At 61.6% G+C, this 19,875-nt stretch carries 19 protein-coding genes; 13 read left to right on the top strand and 6 right to left on the bottom strand.

Annotated features, from left to right (window positions below):
* Positions 1-14: 14 nt before the first annotated feature.
* The 11 genes from leuS to NDJ10_RS03200 all read left to right on the top strand — a co-directional run bounded on the left by leuS (position 15) and on the right by NDJ10_RS03200 (position 11,334).
* A complete protein-coding gene (leuS, locus tag NDJ10_RS03250) occupies positions 15-2,714 on the top strand; it encodes a leucine--tRNA ligase (RefSeq protein ID WP_296159682.1) in 2,700 nt (899 codons plus the stop codon).
* A 21-nt stretch (positions 2,715-2,735) separates the two neighbouring features.
* On the top strand, positions 2,736-3,266 hold the full coding sequence (gene lptE / locus NDJ10_RS03245) for an LPS assembly lipoprotein LptE (protein ID WP_296159681.1): 531 nt from the start codon (positions 2,736-2,738) through the stop codon (positions 3,264-3,266).
* A gap of 9 nt (positions 3,267-3,275) precedes the next feature.
* Positions 3,276-4,343: a DNA polymerase III subunit delta gene (gene holA / locus NDJ10_RS03240; RefSeq protein WP_296159680.1), complete on the top strand. Its 1,068-nt coding sequence runs from the start codon at positions 3,276-3,278 to the stop codon at positions 4,341-4,343.
* A 99-nt stretch (positions 4,344-4,442) separates the two neighbouring features.
* Positions 4,443-4,727, top strand: a complete 285-nt coding sequence (locus NDJ10_RS03235) for a PsiF family protein (protein WP_296159679.1) — start codon at positions 4,443-4,445, stop codon at positions 4,725-4,727.
* Positions 4,728-4,887: 160 nt separating this feature from the next.
* Entirely contained in the window at positions 4,888-5,589 is a 702-nt protein-coding gene (locus NDJ10_RS03230; RefSeq protein WP_296159677.1) for a thermostable hemolysin, read from the top strand.
* Complete coding sequence (locus NDJ10_RS03225; protein WP_296159676.1) at positions 5,579-7,051, top strand: AMP-binding protein; 1,473 nt, start codon at positions 5,579-5,581, stop codon at positions 7,049-7,051. The genes NDJ10_RS03230 and NDJ10_RS03225 overlap by 11 nt, the downstream gene beginning before the upstream one ends.
* The gene (locus NDJ10_RS03220) at positions 7,048-7,701 is read left to right on the top strand and encodes an iron-containing redox enzyme family protein (protein ID WP_296159675.1); all 654 of its coding nucleotides are present in this window, start codon (positions 7,048-7,050) and stop codon (positions 7,699-7,701) included. The genes NDJ10_RS03225 and NDJ10_RS03220 overlap by 4 nt, the downstream gene beginning before the upstream one ends.
* Positions 7,702-7,711: 10 nt before the next feature.
* Positions 7,712-8,503: an SDR family oxidoreductase gene (locus NDJ10_RS03215; protein ID WP_296159674.1), complete on the top strand. Its 792-nt coding sequence runs from the start codon at positions 7,712-7,714 to the stop codon at positions 8,501-8,503.
* A 10-nt stretch (positions 8,504-8,513) separates the two neighbouring features.
* Positions 8,514-9,161, top strand: a complete 648-nt coding sequence (locus NDJ10_RS03210; protein ID WP_296159673.1) for a tetratricopeptide repeat protein — start codon at positions 8,514-8,516, stop codon at positions 9,159-9,161.
* A 23-nt stretch (positions 9,162-9,184) separates the two neighbouring features.
* Complete coding sequence (locus tag NDJ10_RS03205) at positions 9,185-9,847, top strand: response regulator transcription factor (RefSeq protein WP_296159672.1); 663 nt, start codon at positions 9,185-9,187, stop codon at positions 9,845-9,847.
* On the top strand, positions 9,844-11,334 hold the full coding sequence (locus NDJ10_RS03200) for an ATP-binding protein (protein ID WP_296159670.1): 1,491 nt from the start codon (positions 9,844-9,846) through the stop codon (positions 11,332-11,334). Before NDJ10_RS03205 ends, NDJ10_RS03200 begins: the two co-directional genes overlap by 4 nt.
* A 30-nt stretch (positions 11,335-11,364) precedes the next feature.
* Here NDJ10_RS03200 and NDJ10_RS03195 read toward each other — a convergent pair whose 3' ends face one another.
* From NDJ10_RS03195 to zwf, 3 genes are all read right to left on the bottom strand, one after another.
* The gene (locus tag NDJ10_RS03195; protein ID WP_296159669.1) at positions 11,365-12,288 is read right to left on the bottom strand and encodes a LysR family transcriptional regulator; all 924 of its coding nucleotides are present in this window, start codon (positions 12,286-12,288) and stop codon (positions 11,365-11,367) included.
* A gap of 70 nt (positions 12,289-12,358) precedes the next feature.
* A complete protein-coding gene (locus tag NDJ10_RS03190) occupies positions 12,359-13,207 on the bottom strand; it encodes an SIS domain-containing protein (RefSeq protein WP_296159668.1) in 849 nt (282 codons plus the stop codon).
* Positions 13,201-14,655, bottom strand: coding sequence for a glucose-6-phosphate dehydrogenase (gene zwf / locus NDJ10_RS03185; RefSeq protein ID WP_296159667.1), 1,455 nt, complete (start codon positions 14,653-14,655; stop codon positions 13,201-13,203). The genes NDJ10_RS03190 and zwf overlap by 7 nt, the downstream gene beginning before the upstream one ends.
* A 129-nt stretch (positions 14,656-14,784) precedes the next feature.
* Between zwf and tal the strand changes: the two genes are divergently transcribed.
* Both tal and pgi read left to right on the top strand, forming a co-directional pair.
* Positions 14,785-15,732 (top strand): transaldolase, encoded by a 948-nt coding sequence (gene tal, locus NDJ10_RS03180; protein ID WP_296159666.1) that lies wholly within the window; start codon positions 14,785-14,787, stop codon positions 15,730-15,732.
* Positions 15,733-15,756: 24 nt separating this feature from the next.
* Positions 15,757-17,325 carry a glucose-6-phosphate isomerase gene (gene pgi / locus NDJ10_RS03175; protein ID WP_296159664.1) on the top strand — a complete coding sequence of 523 codons (1,569 nt, stop codon included), beginning with the start codon at positions 15,757-15,759 and terminating at the stop codon, positions 17,323-17,325.
* Between the two features lie 89 nt (positions 17,326-17,414).
* Here pgi and groL read toward each other — a convergent pair whose 3' ends face one another.
* From groL to NDJ10_RS03160, 3 genes are all read right to left on the bottom strand, one after another.
* The gene (gene groL, locus NDJ10_RS03170; protein ID WP_296159663.1) at positions 17,415-19,067 is read right to left on the bottom strand and encodes a chaperonin GroEL; all 1,653 of its coding nucleotides are present in this window, start codon (positions 19,065-19,067) and stop codon (positions 17,415-17,417) included.
* A gap of 26 nt (positions 19,068-19,093) precedes the next feature.
* Complete coding sequence (gene groES, locus NDJ10_RS03165) at positions 19,094-19,384, bottom strand: co-chaperone GroES (RefSeq protein WP_296159662.1); 291 nt, start codon at positions 19,382-19,384, stop codon at positions 19,094-19,096.
* Positions 19,385-19,649: 265 nt separating this feature from the next.
* Complete coding sequence (locus NDJ10_RS03160) at positions 19,650-19,850, bottom strand: heavy-metal-associated domain-containing protein (protein WP_296159661.1); 201 nt, start codon at positions 19,848-19,850, stop codon at positions 19,650-19,652.
* Positions 19,851-19,875 lie beyond the last annotated feature (25 nt).

Below are 19,875 nucleotides of genomic sequence, written 5' to 3'. Positions count from 1 at the left end.
ATTTTCAGATCGCCATGCAAGAAAAATACAACCACCTTGATGTTGAACCCGCTGCTCAGGCCCATTGGGGTGCCCTCGACGCTTACCGTGTGACTGAAAACGCGGTCGATGTCAACGGCAAGCCCAGGAAGAAGTTTTACGCCTGCTCCATGTTGCCTTACCCCAGCGGCAAGCTGCACATGGGCCATGTGCGCAACTACACCATCAACGACATGCTGACGCGCCAGTTGCGCATGCAGGGCTACAACGTGTTGATGCCGATGGGCTGGGACGCCTTTGGCCTGCCGGCTGAAAACGCCGCGCTCAAAAACGGTGTGCCGCCGGCCAAATGGACGTTCGAGAACATCGCCTACATGAAGCAGCAGATGCAGGCCATGGGCCTGGCTATCGACTGGAGCCGTGAAGTCGCCACCTGCACGCCCGAGTATTACAAGTGGAACCAGTGGCTGTTCCTGAAGATGCTGGAGCGTGGTATCGCTTACCGCAAGACCCAGGTCGTCAACTGGGACCCGGTCGACATGACAGTGCTAGCCAACGAGCAGGTGATCGACGGCAAGGGCTGGCGCACTGGCGCCGTGGTGGAAAAGCGCGAAATCCCGGGCTACTACCTCAAGATCACCGATTACGCTGAAGAACTATTGGCCAACGTCACCGGTGAAAAGATGCCGGGCTGGCCCGAGCGCGTCAAGCTGATGCAGGAAAACTGGATTGGCAAGTCGGAGGGTGTGCGCTTTGCGTTTACCCACGACATCAGGGACGCCTCAGGCGCCTTGATCGGCGATGGTCGCATGTACGTGTTCACGACACGGGTCGACACCATCATGGGTGTCACTTTTTGTGCCGTCGCGGCCGAGCACCCGCTGGCCACGCAGGCGGCGGCCGGCAACCCGGCACTGGCCGCGTTCATCCAGGAATGCGCGCACGGCGGCACCACCGAGGCCGAGCTCGCCACCCAGGAGAAAAAAGGCATGGCAACAGGCCTGTTTGTCAGCCATCCCTTGACCGGTGACCCGGTGGAAGTGTGGGTCGGCAACTACGTGCTGATGAGCTACGGCGACGGTGCCGTGATGGGCGTACCGGCGCACGACGAGCGCGACTTTGCCTTCGCCCTCAAATATGGCTTGCCGATCAAGCCGGTGGTGGCGGTGAATTCAGAAGTCTTTGACGCCACCGTCTGGCACGACTGGTATGCCGAAAAGGGCAACGGCAGCGCCATCCATTCGGGCAAGTACGACGGCCTGAAATTCAAAGAGTGTGTTGATGCCGTGGCCGCTGACCTGGTGGTCCTGGGCCTGGGCGAGAAAAAAGTGACCTGGCGCCTGCGCGACTGGGGCGTGAGCCGCCAGCGCTACTGGGGCACGCCAATTCCGATCATCCACTGCGCCGAACACGGCGCCGTGCCGGTGCCGGAAAAAGACCTGCCGGTGGTGCTGCCGCAGGATTGCATTCCCGATGGTTCGGGCAACCCGCTGCACAAGCACGAGGGGTTTCATGCCGGCGTCACCTGCCCGGTCTGCGGCAAGGCGGCACGGCGCGAAACCGACACCATGGACACCTTTGTCGACAGTTCCTGGTATTTCATGCGCTACTGCGACCCGACCAACAGCGAGAAGATGGTGGCTGACGGTGCGGACTACTGGATGCCCATGGACCAGTATATTGGCGGCATTGAGCACGCCATCCTGCACCTGCTGTACGCACGTTTCTGGACCAAGGTGATGCGTGATCTGGGTCTGGTCAAGGTCGATGAGCCGTTTACCAAGCTGCTCACCCAGGGCATGGTGCTGAACCACATCTACTCGCGCCGCACCCCGCAGGGGGGCAAGGACTACTTCTGGCCGTCTGATGTTGAAAACGTGCTCGACGAAGCCGGCAAGGTGACAGGTGCCAGGCTCAAGCATGCCGTTGGTGACTTGCCGGTGGGCACGGCCATCGATTACGAGGGCGTGGGCACCATGTCCAAGTCCAAGAACAACGGCGTTGACCCGCAGGACCTGATTGAAAAATACGGCGCCGACACGGCACGCCTGTACACCATGTTCACCGCGCCGCCCGAGGCCACGCTGGAGTGGAATGACGCAGCTGTCGAAGGCAGTTACCGCTTTCTGCGTCGCATCTGGAATTTTGGTGTCAAGCAGTCTGCCAGCGCGATGGACACCGTCAACGCCAGCCTGACCCCCGGTGGCAGCCTGAAAACGGTGGCGTTTGGCAAAGAGGCCAAGGCCCTGCGCCTGGAGATCCACACCGTGCTCAAGCAGGTCGATTACGACTACCAGCGCATGCAGTACAACACGGTGGTCAGTGGTGCCATGAAGATGATCAATGCGCTGGAAGACTTCAAGGCGGTCGATGCAACAGGCGCACCGATCGCGCTGGTCGAGGGTTTTGGCATCCTGCTGCGCTGCCTGTACCCGGCCGCCCCGCACATCACGCACGCCTTGTGGTCCGGTTTGGGGTATGACACGGCCATGGGCGATTTGCTCGATGCACCCTGGCCTCAGGTCGATCCTGGCGCGCTGATGCAAGACGAGATCGAACTGATGCTGCAGGTCAATGGCAAGCTGCGCGGCTCGATTCTGGTTCCTGCCACGGCCGACAAGTCCGGCATCGAACAGGCCGCCCTGGCCCATGAGATGTTCCGGAAGTTTGCCAACGGTGCGGCCCCCAAAAAAGTAATTGTGGTGCCGGGGCGCCTGATCAATCTGGTGCTTTAAGCCATGTTGCCCCACAAACCCATGGCTGCTTCAATCTCCTTGACACGTCGTACCCTGGTGCAAGCTGCGGGCCTGGTAGCGGTCAACATCGGGCTGGCAGGCTGTGGCTTCCGTTTGCGCGGCAGTCAGGCTTTTGCTTTTCAACGCATCGCCATCCTGCCCCATCCTGGCGGGGCTGTGGTGCAGGAACTGCGCCGCGCCTTCGGCCCGGCCGTGCAGGTGCTGGCTGCTGACGCACCCATCGCGCAGGCGCAACTGGTCCTCAATGTGGTCAATGAGCAGCGTGAAAGAGTCGTGGTCGGTGTCAACGCTTCGGGACAGGTGCGTGAACTGCAGCTGCGCATGCGGGTGCGTTTGCAGCTGCGCACCGCCCAGGGCAAGGAAATCATCGAAGGTGACGACATCGCGCAACAGCGCGACATCAGCTACAACGAGTCAGCGGCGCTGGCCAAAGAGGCCGAAGAAGCGCTGCTGTACCGCGACATGCAGTCCGACATCGTGCAACAAATTCTGCGCCGGCTGGCCGCCATTCAACCGGGTCAACTGGATTGATCTGGCCCCATGCAACTCCAGACTGCCGCACTTGCCGCGCACCTGCAAAAAGGCCTGAAAAGCCTGTACACGCTGCATGGTGATGAGCCGCTGCTGATCCAGGAAGCGCTGGATGCCATTCGCCTGGCAGCCCGTGCCCAGGGGTTCACCGAGCGCAGTTCCCATACCGTCGCTGGTGCCCACTTTGACTGGAGCGAGGTGCTGGCAGCAGGGGGGTCCCTCAGCCTGTTCGCAGACAAGCAAATCCTTGAGTTGCGCATCCCCTCCGGCAAGCCCGGCAAGGAAGGCAGCGTTGCCTTGCAACAGCTGGCGCAAGCGGCACAGGGCAACGACAGTACGTTGACGTTGGTGATCCTGCCCCGGCTCGACCGCGCGACCAAATCCAGCGCCTGGTTTGTGGCGCTCGAAACCGGGGTCACGCTCGAAGTCAGTCCGGTCGAGCGGGCTGCGCTGCCGCAGTGGATTGCCCAGCGCCTGGCCCCCCAGGGCCAGCGCGTGGTGGCCGGCGTGGAAGGTCAGCGCACACTGCAGTTTTTTGCCGACCGGGTCGAGGGCAACCTGCTGGCGGCGCACCAGGAAATCCAGAAGCTGGCACTGCTGTATCCGGCGGGTGAGTTGGGTTTTGCGCAAATCGAAGGTGCCGTGCTCAACGTGGCCCGTTATGACGTCTTCAAGCTTAGCGAGGCAGTGCTCGCAGGGCAGCCCGCGCGTGTGCAGCGCATGCTTGATGGCCTGCAGGCCGAAGGCGAGGCCGAGGTGCTGGTGCACTACACGCTGGCAGAAGACATTCGCGCCCTGAAGCGCGTCAAGGACGCCATCAGCCGGGGCAGTCCGCTGCCCATGGCTTTGCGCGAACAGCGGGTGTGGGGTAACAAGGAGCGCCTGTTCGAGCGGGTGGTGCCGCGCCTGAGCGCAGCGATGCTCACGGGTTTTCTGCAGGATGCCCATCAGGTGGATGGTGTGGTCAAAGGGCTCAAGCGGCCGGACTGGCCGACGGTGCCCTGGCAGGCCTTGCAGCTGTTGGCACTGCGCCTGTGTCGCGCCTGCGCTGCGCAAAAACCGGCTTCGTCCGCCTGAGCCGGCGTGTCAGCGGCGTGTCAACCAACCGCTTCTATGATGCGCCGTGAACCGGAGCTCCCGTCGGGGGTGTGTCGTTCACGTTTCAAAGGAAGCATGATGAGAAAATTTTTGACATTATTGGGACTAACTCTGTCACTGGGCTTGGCCCAGGCTGCCAGCCCCGCCACCCCGGGCAAGGCTGCCAGCGCGGCAACTCCGGCAACCCCCGCCACCCCGGGCAAGGCCGCCAGCGCGACAACTCCGGCCACCCCTGCGGTTCCCGCAGCCAAAAGCAGCCAGCAAAACAAGATGAAAACCTGCAACAAGGAAGCTGGTGATAAAAAGCTCAAGGGCGACGAGCGCAAGGCCTTCATGAAATCCTGTCTCAGCAACAAGGGCTGAGTCCCCGGATCGCGACCATAAGAAAATCTGCTGCCAGCCCCCTGAACCCAAAAGGTTCAGGGGGCTTTTTCAATCCACCGGCAAAAGCCTGAGGGCCTGATTTTCAAACTATTTCGCCAGGTTAATCTTCTGCTAATGCTGGCCTGCCAAGATTGGCGCCATGACATTACTCAAAGATTTTTCAGAATGGTCCAGGCCCGTACCGGCTCTGTCACTGTGGCGGGCAGGGTATCAAGCAAAGCGGCGTCTTGAACTGGTGCCGCTGAGCGAAGAGGTGGACCAACGGGCCGCGATCGACTTCATCCGGCGCCGTTTCAGCCAGGCCCACCAGGCAAGGGTGTCGCACTTCATGCCACAGCTGTTCGGCTTGCAGTCTGACGATGGCACCTTGTACGGTGCTGCCGGTTGTCGCCGGGCCGACCGTGGCGCGTTGTTTCTCGAACGCTACCTGGATGTCCCGATCGAGCAGGCCATTTTCGAGCGCAGTGGCGCCGAAGTGGCGCGCCATCAAATTGTGGAGGTGGGCAACCTGGCCGCCGAAGGGCTGGGCACGGCTCGCACCCTGATCATCAAGCTGACGCGCCTGTTGGCCTTGCAGGGTTTTCGTTGGGTGACTTTCACCGGAACCCAGGAACTGCTCAACAGTTTTTACCGACTTGGTCTGGCGCCTCAATCGCTTGGTCTGGCCGATCCAGCGCGTATGGGCGAGTCGCTGGCCGAGTGGGGCCGGTACTACGACAGCCAGCCGCAGGTGGTGTTTGGCGAGATCCTGCCGGCGCACCGGCAACTGGCCGACGCCCATCAGACTGGCAATGCATCCCCGTTTGCCACGGGCCACCGGGTGTTGCAGCATGCGGCCTGAGCTTGGTGCTTTTTGGCAGACCCTGGCGGCCCACGGCAGTCAGGTCGCCTTGTCCGATGGCAGCCGCACGCTGAGTTATACCGAACTGCTCATCGCGGTGCAGCAGCGCATGGCGCAGCTGGTCGGGCTCCAGGCGCAGCGTGTGGCGCTGTGCCTGGACAACAGCATCGATTGGGTGCTGTGGGACCTCGCCCTGCTGTTTTCCGGTCGCGTCTGCGTCCCGGTGCCCGCCTTTTTTTCAGACAGCCAAAAAGTGCACGTGCTGGAAAGTTCCGGCGTTGACACCCTGATCGGCGGGGCTGACGCGCTGGCCAGTCGCTGCGGCTTTGCAGCGTACAGCCACGGGATCGCACAGCGTGTGCTGGCGACGGTACCCGTGCTGGCCGAGGGCACCCAGAAAATCACCTACACCTCGGGCACGACCGGCCAGCCCAAGGGCGTTTGCCTGGATGCCGGGGTGCAAGTCGCCGTGGCGCAAAGTCTGCACCAGGCCACCGGCGCTTGCGCTACTGACCGCCACCTCTGTGTGTTGCCCCTGGCCACTCTGCTGGAAAATATTGCCGGCATTTACACCCCGCTGCTGGCGGGTGCCCGCATCGAGTTGCGCGCCATGGCCGATATCGGGCTGCAAGGCGCCAGCGGTCTGGACTTGCCGCGTTTGCTGGGCAATGTGTTGGCCATCACGCCCAGCAGCCTGATCCTGGTGCCGCAACTGCTGATGGCGCTGGTCAGCGCGGTTGAGCGTGGCATGCGTTTGCCTGCCAGCCTGCGGTTTGTTGCCGTCGGTGGTGGCCGGGTGGCGCCGCAATTGTTGCAGCGGGCCGAAGCGCTGGGCTTGCCGGTGTTCGAGGGCTATGGTTTGTCGGAATGTGCCTCGGTGGTTTGCCTCAACACGCCGCAGGCGCGACGCCTCGGGGCTGTAGGGCAACCGTTGCCGCACCTGCAGGTCTGCCTGGCTGCCGACGGCGAAGTGCTGGTGCGTGGCGCCCGCATGCTCGCTTACCTGGGCGAGGCGCCGTTGACCGACGACTGGCTGGCCACCGGCGACCTGGGTCACTTTGAACAAGGTTTCTTGGTGCTGCACGGGCGCAAGAAGCACCAGTTCATTACCGCCTATGGCCGCAACGTGAACCCGGAATGGGTCGAGGCCGAACTGACGCAGCAAGCGCCCATTGCCCAGGCTTGGATTCATGGCGAGGCGCTTCCCGGCAACCTTGCGGTGCTGGTGCCGCGTGATGCGGTGCTCAGCGACGCCGAACTTGGCGCTGTGGTCACCCAGGTCAATGCCGGTCTGCCGGACTACGCCCGGGTGTACCAGTGGCTGCGCGCCGACCAAGCCTTCAGCCCGGCCAATGGCCTGGCCACAGCCAACGGCCGCTTGCGCCGTGCCGCGCTCTGGGCCCATTACGAAGGGCATTTCGCCAACTCCTCCATGACCAACGCAAGCGATTCACATCCATGAACTTTTTCGATCAAATCCAGGCGCAATCCGCCAGCGAACGTGCGTACCTGCTCAGCGCCCCCATCATTGCGCAAGCCATCCATGGCCAGGTCAGCCTCGACCACTATGTCGCCTTTTTGACCCAGGCCTACCACCACGTCAAGCACACCGTGCCTTTACTCATGGCCTGCGGTGCGCGCTTGCCGGATCGCCTCGAATGGCTGCGCCAAGCCGTGGCGGAGTACATCGAGGAGGAGTACGGCCACGACGAGTGGATCCTCAACGACATTGCCGCCTGCGGTGCTGACGCCGAGGCAGTGCGCCACAGCCTGCCGGCGATGCCCACCGAATTGATGGTGAGCTATGTCTACGACCGCATCGCCAGGCACAACCCGGTCAGCTTCTTCGGCATGGTCAACGTCCTTGAGGGCACCAGCATCGCCCTGGCTACCCGCGCCGCAGGCACGCTCCAGACCAGCCTGGGGCTGCCGAAAAAGGCCTTCAGCTACCTGGCCTCGCATGGCAGCCTCGACCTTGAGCACATCAAGTTGTTTGAAAACCTGATGAACCAGCTCGAGCAGGAAGAAGACAAGATCGCCGTGGTCCACACCGCCCGGGTTGTCTACCGCCTTTATGGCGAGATGTTCCGTACGCTGACGGTGTCACACTGAAAGGCCACCCATGCAATTGACTACATCCCGCTTTTTGATGACGGGTGCCAGTGGTGGCATCGGCCAGGCCCTGGTTGAGCAACTCTGCACCGGTGGCGCCAAATTACTGCTGGTGGGCCGGCAAGGCGAGGCATTGCAGGCGCTGGTACAAAGGTTTCCTGACCAGGTTCAGCTGTCACTTGCCGATCTGCGAGAACGGCGGGGACATGATGCCGTGCTGGCTGCCGCCCGAAGTTTTGGCAGTCTGAACGGCCTGATCAACCTGGCCGGGGTCAATCAGTTTGCCCTGCTCGAACACCAGGACGACCAGGCCATTGCCGACATGGTTGCACTCAATGTCACCGCCACCCTGCAACTGACCCGTCATGTGTTGCCGCTGTTGCGGCAACAGAACAACGCCTTGCTGGTCAATGTGGGCTCGACGTTCGGTTCGATCGGCTACCCGGGGTTTGCCGCTTATTGCGCCACCAAGTTTGCGCTCAGAGGGTTTTCCGAAGCCTTGCGCCGTGAACTGGCCGACACCCGTGTCAAAGTGCTCTATGTGGCACCGCGCGCCACCCAGACGAGTATGAACGCCGCGTCGGTGGTTGCGCTCAATCGCCAGCTCAAGGTGACCATGGACGACCCGCAGGCGGTGGCGCGTCAGATCGTCAGGGCCATTGAGCGTGAGCGTGAAGAGCTTTACCTCGGCTGGCCCGAGAAATTTTTTGTGCGGATCAACAGTCTTTGGCCGCGCCTGGTGGATCAGGCGCTGCGCAAGCAGTTGCCGCTGATCCAGCGTTTTGCCCGTATCAAATCCTGAGGAACCCATCATGAAACTGAGTCATCGCATGCTCCTGTCCCTGTGTGTCATGAGCAGTCTGCCGGCGCTGGCATTGAGCGACGCCAGCCGCACCCGGCTTGAACAGATCCAGGGCCGCTGGGCCGAGGTCAACTACCAGCTTGCGGCCAAGCAGCGTGAAACGGCATTCGCCGAATTGGCGCAACTCGCGGCCAGTGCCGTGACCGCGGAACCTGCGGCGGCTGAACTGCGGGTCTGGCACGGTATCGTGCTGGGCACCTATGCGGGCGCCAAAGGGGGGCTGGGTGCGCTTGATCTGGTGAAGCAGGCCAAGCTCGAGCTGGAACAGGCCATCAAGCTCGACGCCGGGGTCCTCGGCGGTTCGGCCTACACCAGTCTGGGCAGCCTGTACTACCAGGTGCCGGGGTGGCCGCTTGGTTTCGGTGACGACGACAAGGCCGAGGCCCTGCTCAAGCAGGCGCTCGCGCTCAATCCCGACGGTATCGATCCGAATTATTTCTATGGTGACTTCCTGCAGCGCAAGAAGCGTTATAAAGAGGCCAGGACGTACCTGGAAAAAACGTTGAGCGCGGCTGACCGGCCCGGTCGGGCTGTCGCCGACGAAGGCCGTCGTGCCGAGGCCCGTGAACTGCTGAAAGTCGTTCAGGAAAAGCGCTGAATACATCGAGAGAACGGAAGCACATGCGCATTCTGCTGGTGGAAGATGATGTCGCCCTGGGCGAGGGCATCCGCATTGCCCTCAAGCCCGAGGGTTACACCGTGGATTGGTTGCAGGATGGTGTGAGCGCCCTGCATGCCTTGACGCACGAGAGTTTCGAGCTGGTTGTGCTTGACCTCGGATTGCCAAGGATGGAAGGTCTGGAGGTGCTCAAGTCTCTTCGTTCTGCCCACAACCCGATCCCGGTGCTGGTACTCACCGCGCGCGACAGCACCAGCGACCGCATTGCCGGGCTGGACGCCGGTGCCGACGATTACCTGGTCAAACCTTTCGATGTGGACGAACTTCAGGCCCGCATGCGGGCCCTGTTGCGGCGCAGCTTTCAACGCCCCCAGCCCCTCATCGTCCATGGCGGGATCAGCCTGGATCCGGCCAGTCATCAGGTCTGTTACCAGGGACGGCCAGTGGTGCTGCAACGCAAGGAATACCTGTTGCTGCACCAACTGCTGTGCCAGCCTGGCAGAGTGCACACGCGTGACAAGCTGGTGCAGGTGCTCTATGGCTGGAACGAAGAGGTAGAGAGCAATGCACTGGATGTGCATATTCACCATCTGCGCAAGAAACTTCACCCCGACCTGATTCGAACGGTGCGAGGCGTGGGTTACATGGTGGACAAGGCGCCATGAACTCGATCCGCCGGCGCATCCTGTTGCTTGTTCTGGGGTTGCTGGGGCTGACCTTGTCGTTGATTTCCTACTGGAGCTACAGCGACGCCCGCCACGAGGTCGAAGAAGTGTTTGACGCCGAGTTGCTGCAAACCGCGCGTCTGGTGGCCGGCCTGGTTGGCCGGAATATGGGGCCGGCCGAACGCATGGCATTGCAGGCCACGCTTGACGAGGCGATCAGTGGGCAAGCCGGCGTTGGCCAGGGGGGCATCGACGCGCACCAGTACGAAGGCAAGCTGGGTTTGCTGGTGATGGACGGGCAGGGTGCCACCTTGCTGCACTCGGCCAGTTTACCGGTCAGTTCCTTTGCACAGCTGCCCCTGGCGCAGTTCAGGGAGACGGCACCGACCCAGCCGGTCACGGGTGCGGCTGTGCCCGCGCTGGCTGGCGTCGCGGCAGGTTTTCGTGATGTCTCGTTGGGCCAGTATGCTTGGCGCCTGTTTCTGCTGCATGACCAGACCGATGACCTCTGGATTCTGGTGGGCGAACGTGCCGATGTGCGGGGCGAGCTGGCTGCCAAAATTGCGCTGCGCAGCCTGGTGCCCGACCTGCTTGGCCTGCCATTGGTGGCATTGCTGGTATGGCTGGCCGTGGGCTGGGGCCTGCGTCCGCTGGAAAGTATGGTGCGCTTGCTGAAATCGCGTGCGCCCGACAGCCTGTCACCGCTGGTTGTGGGGCCGGTGCCGACCGAACTGGACCCCATGGTGGCTTCAATCAACCGGCTGTTGGTGCAGGTCAACGAATTATTGGCCCGGGAACGGCGCTTTCTGGCGTATGCCGCGCACGAGCTGCGCACCCCGCTGACGGTGCTGCGTATCCAGGTCCATAACGCGGCCCAGGCGCCGGATGCTGCCGATCGGAGCGAAGCCTTGAAACAGCTCGACAACAGCGTGCTGCGCGCCACCCGCGTGGTGGAGCAACTCCTGACGCTGGCGCGGCTTGAGCCGGGCGCAGCCGAATTGGACCTGCAGCCCATCAACATGCTGGTGCGGGTGCGCGAGCAACTCGCAGAACTGACGCCGCTGGCCCTGGGCCGTCATCAGGAGCTGACGCTGGAGGCGTCCGTGCAAGAAGACTGGCATCTTCTTGCTGATGCACACTGCGTGGATGTGCTGCTGCAGAACCTGGTCAGCAATGCCGTTCAGCATACGCCCGAGGGGGGGCAGGTCGTGGTCTGTCTGCAATCTGAAGCAGATGCCGTGACCTTGTGCGTGCAAGACAGCGGTCCGGGCGTTCCGGCCGAACTGCGCAGCCAGGTCTTCGAGCCATTTTTCCGCCAGGGCCCGGCACAGGGGGCCGGGCTTGGCCTGGCCATTGTGGCGCGCATCGTCGAACTGCACTTTGCGCGCATTACCCTGAATGACAGCCCGCAAGGCGGCTTGCAGGTGTGCGTTCGCTGGCCCAGGCGGGCTGCCGCGCAGCCAACACCTGCCGGGGTAGATCAATAGTTCACCGTAGTGGCGCTTGACGGCGTGGGTTCAGGCATGCGACGGCCGGAATCCTGGGCCTGCATACTGCTCTTTCAGGTAGTCCACCCATAGCCGCACGCGCAACGGTAAATGTTTGCGCTGCGGAAACACGGCATAAATACCATTCGGGGGTGCTGCAAAGTCTTCCAGTACGGCAACCAGCGCGCCTGAAGCGATTTCGGCCTGCACTTCCCAGGTGCTGCGCCAAGCAATGCCGTAGCCTGCCAGACACCAGTCGAACAGCACCTCGCCGTCGGAACAACTCAGCGGCCCCCCGGTTTTGATGTGGACCACTTCCCCCTTTTCTTTTTGCGGCACAGAAAAGGCCCAGCCCCGGTTTTGGGAGGCCTCGCTGGACAATGTCAGGCAGTCAAAGCGGGTCAGGTCATGCGGGTGTCGCGGCGTACCGTGGCGCTTGAGGTAGCCAGGGGTGGCCACGCACAGGCGGCGGTTGTCGGCCAGGCGCACGCTTACCAGTGATGAATCAGGCATCTCGCCGACCCGCACGGCACAGTCAAAGCCTTCGGCTGCCAGGTCCAACACCCGGTCGCTGAGGTTGAGTGAAATGCTCACTTCCGGGTGCAACGCGCGAAAACGTGGTACCAGCGGCGCTACGTGGCGGCGGCCAAATCCGGCCGGGGCGGTCAGGCTCAAATGGCCGTTGGCCCTGATGCCGCCTGCCGACACGCTGGCCTCGGCATTGGCCAGGTCGGCGAGCAAGCGCTGGCAATCTTCCAGAAATGCGCCGCCTTCATGTGTCAGGCTGACACGCCGGGTGGTGCGCACCAGCAGTTTCACGCCAAGGCGCTCTTCCAGCGCATCCAGACGCCGCCCGATGATGGCTGGTGCCACGCCCTCGGCCTTGGCTGCTGCTGTCAGGCCGCCACGCGTCGCCACCGCGACAAAGGTTTCGAGTTGTTTGAGCTTGCTCATGTTGGTCTGCTGGAGCCGGAATGGGTCCGTCCCCGAAACCACATGTTAACAACGAGGACATGCGTTGACGTCAGGCGTAACGCTTGCTGCGCAGGTTGTCCTTCATGTCGCGCAACAGCGGCTGCAGCTTGTCGCTGCCAATGCGCAGTGCCACGCAGGTGGCCAGGATGTCGATGATCATCAGGTGCAGCAGGCGTGACACCATTGGGCTGTAGCGGTCATAGCCTTCGGGGTGATCGGCCGCCACATGGATGTCGCCGGCCGAAGCCAGCGGCGAACCACTGGCGGTGATGACGATGGTGGTGGCGCCGTTTTTGCGTGCGATGTCGCAGGCATCCATCAGGTCGCGCGTTCGCCCCGAGTTGGAGATCACCAGCACGCAGTCGCCTGGCTGCAGCAGCGAGGCACTCATCACCTGCATGTGGCCGTCGCTGTAGGCCACGCCGTTGATGCCTAGCCGGAAAAACTTGTGTTGCGCATCCTGCGCCACCACGCCCGAGTTGCCGACCCCGAAAAACTCGATACGGCGGCCTGCGTGGTACGCCCTGAGCAGAGCAGCGACCGCCTTGTCAATGGCGCTGCTTGATGCGTCGTTGCGGTATTTCAGAAAGGCCGCCACGGTGTTGTCGATCACCTTGACCATGATGTCGCTGGTCTTGTCGTCGACATCGACGCTGCGGTGGATGAAAGGCACGCCCTCGCTGACGCTGCCGGCCAGTTTCAGCTTGAAGTCGCTCAGGCCGTCATAACCCACGCTGCGGCAAAAGCGCACCACCGTGGGTTTGCTGACATGGGCACGGTCGGCCAGCTCGCTCACCGGCATCAGGGCAAAGCTGCGCGGGTCGCTCAGCACCAGCTTGGCCACGCGCTGTTCAGCAGGTGCCAGCGAGGGCAGGGAGGCTTTGATACGGTCTAGCACTCTTCACTCCAGCAAAAACCGTCGCGGGCAATCATGGCGCTGGTGGCGCTGGGGCCCCAGGTGCCAGCCGCGTAGGGGCGCGGACCTTGGGCGTCGGCCTGCCAGTGGGTCAGCATGGGCTCGACCCAGCGCCAGGCTTCTTCCTGCTCGTCGCTGCGTACAAACAGGTTCAGGCGGCCGTCGATCACGTCCAGCAGCAAGCGCTCGTAGGCGCCCACGCGCTCGCCACCAAAACGCTTGTCAAAATCCAGGTCGAGCTGCACCGGTGCCAGCGTGTGCGAGTTTTTGCGGTTGTCCTGGCCCTGGGCCAGCAGGTGCAGTTCCAGCCCGTCCTTGGGTTGCAGGTTGATCACCAGCCGGTTGGCCATGCCGATTTGCGAGTTGAAAATGGCGTGTGGGGTCGGCCTGAAATTGACCACAATGCGGGCATCACGCCCGGCCAGGCGCTTGCCGGTGCGGATGTAAAACGGCACGCCGGCCCAGCGCCAGTTGGAAATCTCGGTGCGCAGCGCCACAAAGGTCTCGGTCTGGCTGGCCGGGTTGACGCCCAGTTCGTCGCGGTAGGCCGCGACCGCGGTGCCGCCAATGGCACCGGCGCCGTACTGGCCACGAATCACATCCTGCGCCAGGGTCTCAGGTGTCCAGGGCTTGAGGGAGCGCAACACCTTGAGTTTTTCGTCGCGAATGGCATCGGCGTGGGAGTTGATGGGCGGCTCCATGCCAATCGCGCAGAGCAGTTGCAGCGCGTGATTTTGCACCATGTCGCGCAGCGCGCCGGTGGTCTCGTAAAAGGCCCCGCGCTTTTCCACGCCCAGTTCTTCGGCGATGGTGATCTGGATGTTGGCAATGTGCTCACGCCGCCAGAGCGGTTCAAACAGGGCGTTGCCAAAACGCAGGGCAAACAGGTTTTGCACGGCGGGCTTGCCCAGGTAGTGGTCAATGCGGAACACCTGGTTTTCGCTGAAGACCTGGGCCACACTGCGGTTGATGGCACGGTTGCTGGCCAGGTCGTGACCCAGCGGCTTTTCCAGCACCACGCGGGTCTGCGGCGTGTTCAGTCCTGCCGCCGCCAGTTGCTCGACGATGGTGGTGAACAAGGTGGGCGCGGTGGCCAGGTACATCACCACGGTGTCGGCCTGGCGCTGTGCCAGCTTGTTGCCCAGGGAGGCGTAATGCTCGGGTTTGGACAAGTCCATGCTGACAAATTCGAGCAGGCCGGAAAAACGCTCGAACTCCTCGGGGCTCGGGCGTTTGGCCAGATCGACCTGATCAAAACGGCTCAGGATCAAGGCGCGGTAACGCTCGTCGCTGAGCTCGTCGCGGCCCACCCCAATAATGCGCGCTCCCTCGGGCAGGGTGCCGTGTTTGAAGGCCTGAAACAGCGCGGGCATCAGTTTGCGCCAGGACAGGTCGCCGGTGCCGCCAAAAAGAACAAGGTCAAAACTCATGTGAACAATCAAATTCTGGGTAAGGGGGCCAAAAAAAAGAATTGGTAATGTAACTTAGTTTCATGATTTTTGCATAATTATGTAACCACCATGTATTCCCAGGCCGATTTGTCGATTCATAATGGCCATATGAACCAACTCGAAACACTCAAACAATTCACCACTGTGGTGGCCGACACCGGCGACTTCAGGCAAATTGAAGCCTTTCAGCCCACCGATGCCACCACCAATCCGTCGCTGATTCTCAAGGCCGTGCAAAAGCCGGAATACCGCTCGCTGCTGGTTGATACCGTGGCCCAGTACCGCGGCCGCGCACTCGATGAGATCACCGACCGGCTGCTGGTGCGTTTTGGTTGCGAGATTCTTTCGCTCATTCCGGGGCGCGTTTCCACCGAGGTCGATGCCCGCTTGAGCTTTGATTCCGATGCGACGTTTACCCGTGCCGAGCGACTCATCGAGCTCTACCAGGCGCAGGGCATTCACATTGACCGGGTATTGATCAAGGTGGCCGCCACCTGGGAAGGCATCCAGGCGGCCAGACGGCTGGAGCAACGCGGCATCCACACCAACCTGACGCTGCTGTTTTCGTTCTGCCAGGCGGTCGTCTGCGGTCAGGCCAACGTGCAATTGATCTCGCCCTTTGTCGGCCGCATTTACGACTGGTACAAAAAATCTGCCGGTGCCGCCTGGGTCGAGGCTGAACACACAGGCGCCAACGACCCCGGCGTGCAGTCGGTGACGCAAATCTTCAATTACTACAAAAAATTTGGCATTGCCACCGAGGTCATGGGCGCGAGCTTTCGCAACATCGGCCAGATCACGGCGCTGGCTGGTTGCGACCTGTTGACCATCAGCCCGGACTTGCTAGCGCAATTGGCCGACAGCAAGGCCCCGCTGGAGCGCGCCCTTGATGCCAAGGCCGCCCAAACGCTTGACCTGGTGCGCGTTGACTTTGATGAAGCCGGTTTTCGCTTTGCGCTGAACCAGGATGCCATGGGCACCGAGAAGCTGGCCGAGGGCATCCGCGCGTTTTGCGTTGATGCCGGCAAGCTCGACCAGATGTTGCTGGCCGCTTGATCGTTTCAGTCCGAGGAGATAAGCATGAATGCCACCCGTTGTGACCGCACTCCCGCCTGGGACCAATTGCAGGTCGCGTTCGAGGCCACTGGCCGTGCTTTCGATGTGCGCAGCGCCTTTGCTGCTGACCCGGCGCGCTTTCAAGCCTTTAGCCAAAGCGCGCCCCATGTTTTTGCCGATCTGTCCAAAAACCGGATCGACGCGGCTACCGAGTCGCTGCTGCTGGAATTGGCGCAGCAGACCGGGCTGGCGGCGCACCGCGATGCCATGTTTGCAGGTGTTGCGATCAACAACACCGAGCAGCGCGCCGTGATGCATTGGCTGCTGCGAACGCCCCCCCAGGACCCCGCCATGCCGGCCCAGTCGGTCCACCGGCACATGGCCGAGACGCTGCACGAGGTGCACAGCACGCTCGATGCGATGCTGGCGTTTGCGGAAAAAGTGCGTGCTGACGCGCATATCACCGACATCGTCAATATCGGCATTGGCGGCTCCGACCTGGGGCCGCAAATGGCCGTGCTGGCGCTCGACGAGTTTGTGCTGCCAGGCAAACGCTTTCACTTTGTATCGAACGTGGACGGGCACGAACTCAACGCGGTGCTGCGCAAGCTCAAGCCTGAAAGTACGCTGTTCCTGGTGGCCAGCAAAACTTTCACCACCATCGAGACCATGACCAACGCGGTGTCGGCCAAGGCCTGGTTCGAGGCGAACGGTGGTACCGACATTGCCCGGCATTTTGCTGCGCTCACCACCAACGTGGCGGCGGCCAGGGCCTTTGGCATCAGCACCACGTTCGGGTTCTGGGACTGGGTGGGCGGGCGTTATTCGGTGTGGTCGGCCATTGGCCTGCCGCTGGCCATCGCCATTGGTGGCCAGGGGTTCAAGGCGTTTCTGGCCGGCGCGCACGCTATGGACGAGCACTTTCGCACGACCCCTCTGGCGCACAACCTGCCGATTCGGCTCGGCCTGCTGGACGTCTGGTACCGCAATTTTCATGGTTTTAGCAGCCGCTCGGTGGCGCCCTACCACAGCGCGCTCAAGCGTTACCCGGCCTACCTGCAACAACTGGAGATGGAAAGCAACGGCAAGCGCGTCGATGCCAGTGGCGAGGTCTTGCCTTACGGCACCTCGCCGGTGATCTGGGGCGAGCCGGGCACCAACGGCCAGCACGCTTACTTCCAGATGCTGCACCAGGGCAGTGACGTGGTGCCGGTCGAGTTTGTCGCGGTCCGGACGCCCCGGCATGACCTACCCGGTCACCACACGCTGTTGCTGGCCAATGCTCTGGCGCAGGCGCAGGCGCTGATGCAGGGCAAGGCAGACGCCGGTGGCCACAAACATTTCACCGGCAACCGCCCCAGCACCTTTTTGCTGCTTGATGAACTCAGCCCGGCCAGCCTGGGTGCCCTGATCGCCTTGCAGGAACACCGCGTTTTTGTCAGTGGCTCGGTCTGGGGCATCAACAGCTTTGACCAGTGGGGCGTGGAGCTTGGCAAGGTGCTGGCCAAGGACGTCGAAGCGCGTTTGCTGAGCGGTGATGTCGTTGGTCTCGATGCCTCCACGGCGGGTTTGCTGGCAGGCTTGCGGCGCTGAGCCCGAGACATCGTTCAATAATATAAAAAACCCTGCAAGGCTCACGCCCTGCAGGGTTTCGGTTCTGGAGGCGCGAGCCAGCCGGGGTTTTACATGCCCATGCCGCCCATACCACCCATGCCGCCCATGTCGCCGCCACCCATGGCGCCGCCAGCTGCGTCGTCTTTTGGCGACTCAGCCACCATGCACTCGGTGGTCAACATCAGGGACGCCACAGAGGCTGCGTTTTGCAGTGCGGTGCGGGTCACTTTGGTCGGGTCCAGAATACCCATTTCGATCATGTCGCCATAGGTGTCGTTGGCAGCGTTGAAGCCGTAGTTGCCCTTGCCGGCCAACACCGCGTTCACCACCACCGAGGCTTCGCCACCGGCGTTGTAAACGATCTCGCGCAACGGCGCTTCGATGGCTTTCAGTACCAGGGCAATGCCGTGGTCCTGGTCAGCGTTGTCACCCTTGATGACGCCAGCAGCCTGCTTGGCGCGCAGCAGCGCTACGCCACCACCAGCCACAATGCCTTCTTCCACAGCAGCGCGGGTAGCGTGCAGGGCGTCTTCAACGCGGGCTTTCTTTTCCTTCATTTCGACTTCGGTGGCTGCGCCGACCTTGATCACGGCGACACCGCCGGCCAGCTTGGCCACGCGTTCCTGCAGCTTCTCACGGTCGTAGTCGGAAGTGGCTTCTTCGATTTGCACGCGCACTTGCTTGACGCGGGCTTCGATGTCGGCAGCGGGGCCGGCACCGTCGATGATGATGGTGTTTTCCTTGCCCACTTCGATACGCTTGGCAGAACCCAGGTCAGCCAAAGTGACTTTTTCCAGCGTCAGGCCGACTTCTTCGGCGATGACCTTGCCGCCAGTCAGGATGGCGATGTCTTCCAGCATGGCCTTGCGACGGTCGCCAAAGCCAGGGGCCTTGACAGCGACCACTTTCAGGATGCCACGGATGGTGTTGACCACCAACGTTGCCAGGGCTTCGCCTTCGACGTCTTCAGCAATGATCAGCAGCGGACGGCCGGCCTTGGCGACTTGCTCCAGGGTGGGCAGCAGGTCACGGATGTTGCTGATCTTCTTGTCGAACAGCAGCACGAAGGGGTTGTCCAGCAGGGCGGCCTGCTTTTCGGGATTGTTGATGAAGTAGGGCGACAGGTAGCCGCGGTCAAACTGCATGCCTTCGACGACGTCGAGTTCGTTTTGCAGGCTCTTGCCGTCTTCCACGGTGATCACGCCTTCTTTGCCCACTTTGTCCATTGCGTTGGCGATGATGTCGCCAATGGACGCATCGCTGTTGGCAGAAATCGAGCCGACCTGGGCGATTTCCTTGGAAGTGGTGGTGGGCTTGGAGGCCTTCTTCAGCTCGTCGATCAGGGCCGTCACAGCCTTGTCGATGCCGCGCTTCAGGTCCATCGGGTTCATGCCGGCGGCCACGTATTTCATGCCTTCGCGCACGATGGCCTGGGCCAGTACGGTGGCGGTGGTGGTGCCGTCGCCAGCGTTGTCAGAGGTTTTGGAAGCGACTTCCTTGACCATCTGCGCGCCCATGTTCTGCAGCTTGTCCTTGAGTTCGATTTCCTTGGCCACGGACACGCCGTCCTTGGTCACGGTGGGGGCGCCGAATGAGCGCTCCAGCACCACATTGCGACCCTTGGGGCCCAGGGTGACTTTGACCGCGTTGGCCAGGATGTTCACGCCTTCAACCATGCGTGCGCGGGCTTCGCCGCCAAAAATTACGTCTTTTGCTGCCATGTGTATTCTCCGAATGGGTTAATTAATTATTTCTCAACGACTGCAAACAAATCATCCTCTTTCATCACGAGGAGTTCGTCGCCATCGACCTTGACGGTCTGGCCGCTGTACTTGCCAAACAGCACGCGGTCGCCAACTTTGACGGCCATGGGGCTGACTTCGCCCTTGTCGTTCTTCTTGCCTGGGCCAACGGCCAGCACTTCGCCTTGATCAGGCTTTTCTGCGGCGCTGTCAGGAATGACGATGCCGGAAGCCGTGCGGGTTTCGTTTTCTACGCGTTTGACAATCACGCGGTCGTGCAGGGGACGAAGTTTCATGGGGACTCCTATAAGGTTTGAAACAGGGTTAACAAAAAAATCACCAGAATAAAAATTCTGGTGATTAGTAACTGCCAGAGTGAATGCCAAGCAGCTTGCTAGCACTCACTACTTTCGAGTGCTAATGATAAGGCCGTTTGCAGGACTTTCAAGGGTCAGGGCTTAAATTTTGTGATTTTTGCGGCGGGAGGGGAATGACACCGGGCTTTCCACTTTTTGCCATTTTCACCATCTTGTGGGTGCGAACCATGGGTTCAGTCTTTTGCTATACAGGCATCGGTGCGTAACCCGCATCTTTTATCGCCTTGCTCAATTCGGTCACATTGGCTTGCTTGGGCTCAATCTGGACGCGGTGGTTTGAAAGGTCAATCTGCACCGTTGCCAACGTGTCGGTAGCCTTGATGACCTTGGTAATTTTGCTTGCGCAGTGGCCGCATGTCATATCTTCAATTTGAAACGTAATCATTTGACTTTCCGTCTGTAAAAAGTTG

Origin of the sequence: Rhodoferax sp., from assembly GCF_023700745.1 — a bacterium.
GTDB lineage: Bacteria > Pseudomonadota > Gammaproteobacteria > Burkholderiales > Burkholderiaceae_C > Rhodoferax.
Note: the sequence above shows the minus strand (reverse complement) of the source record. Positions and strands in the feature narration are given on the sequence as shown.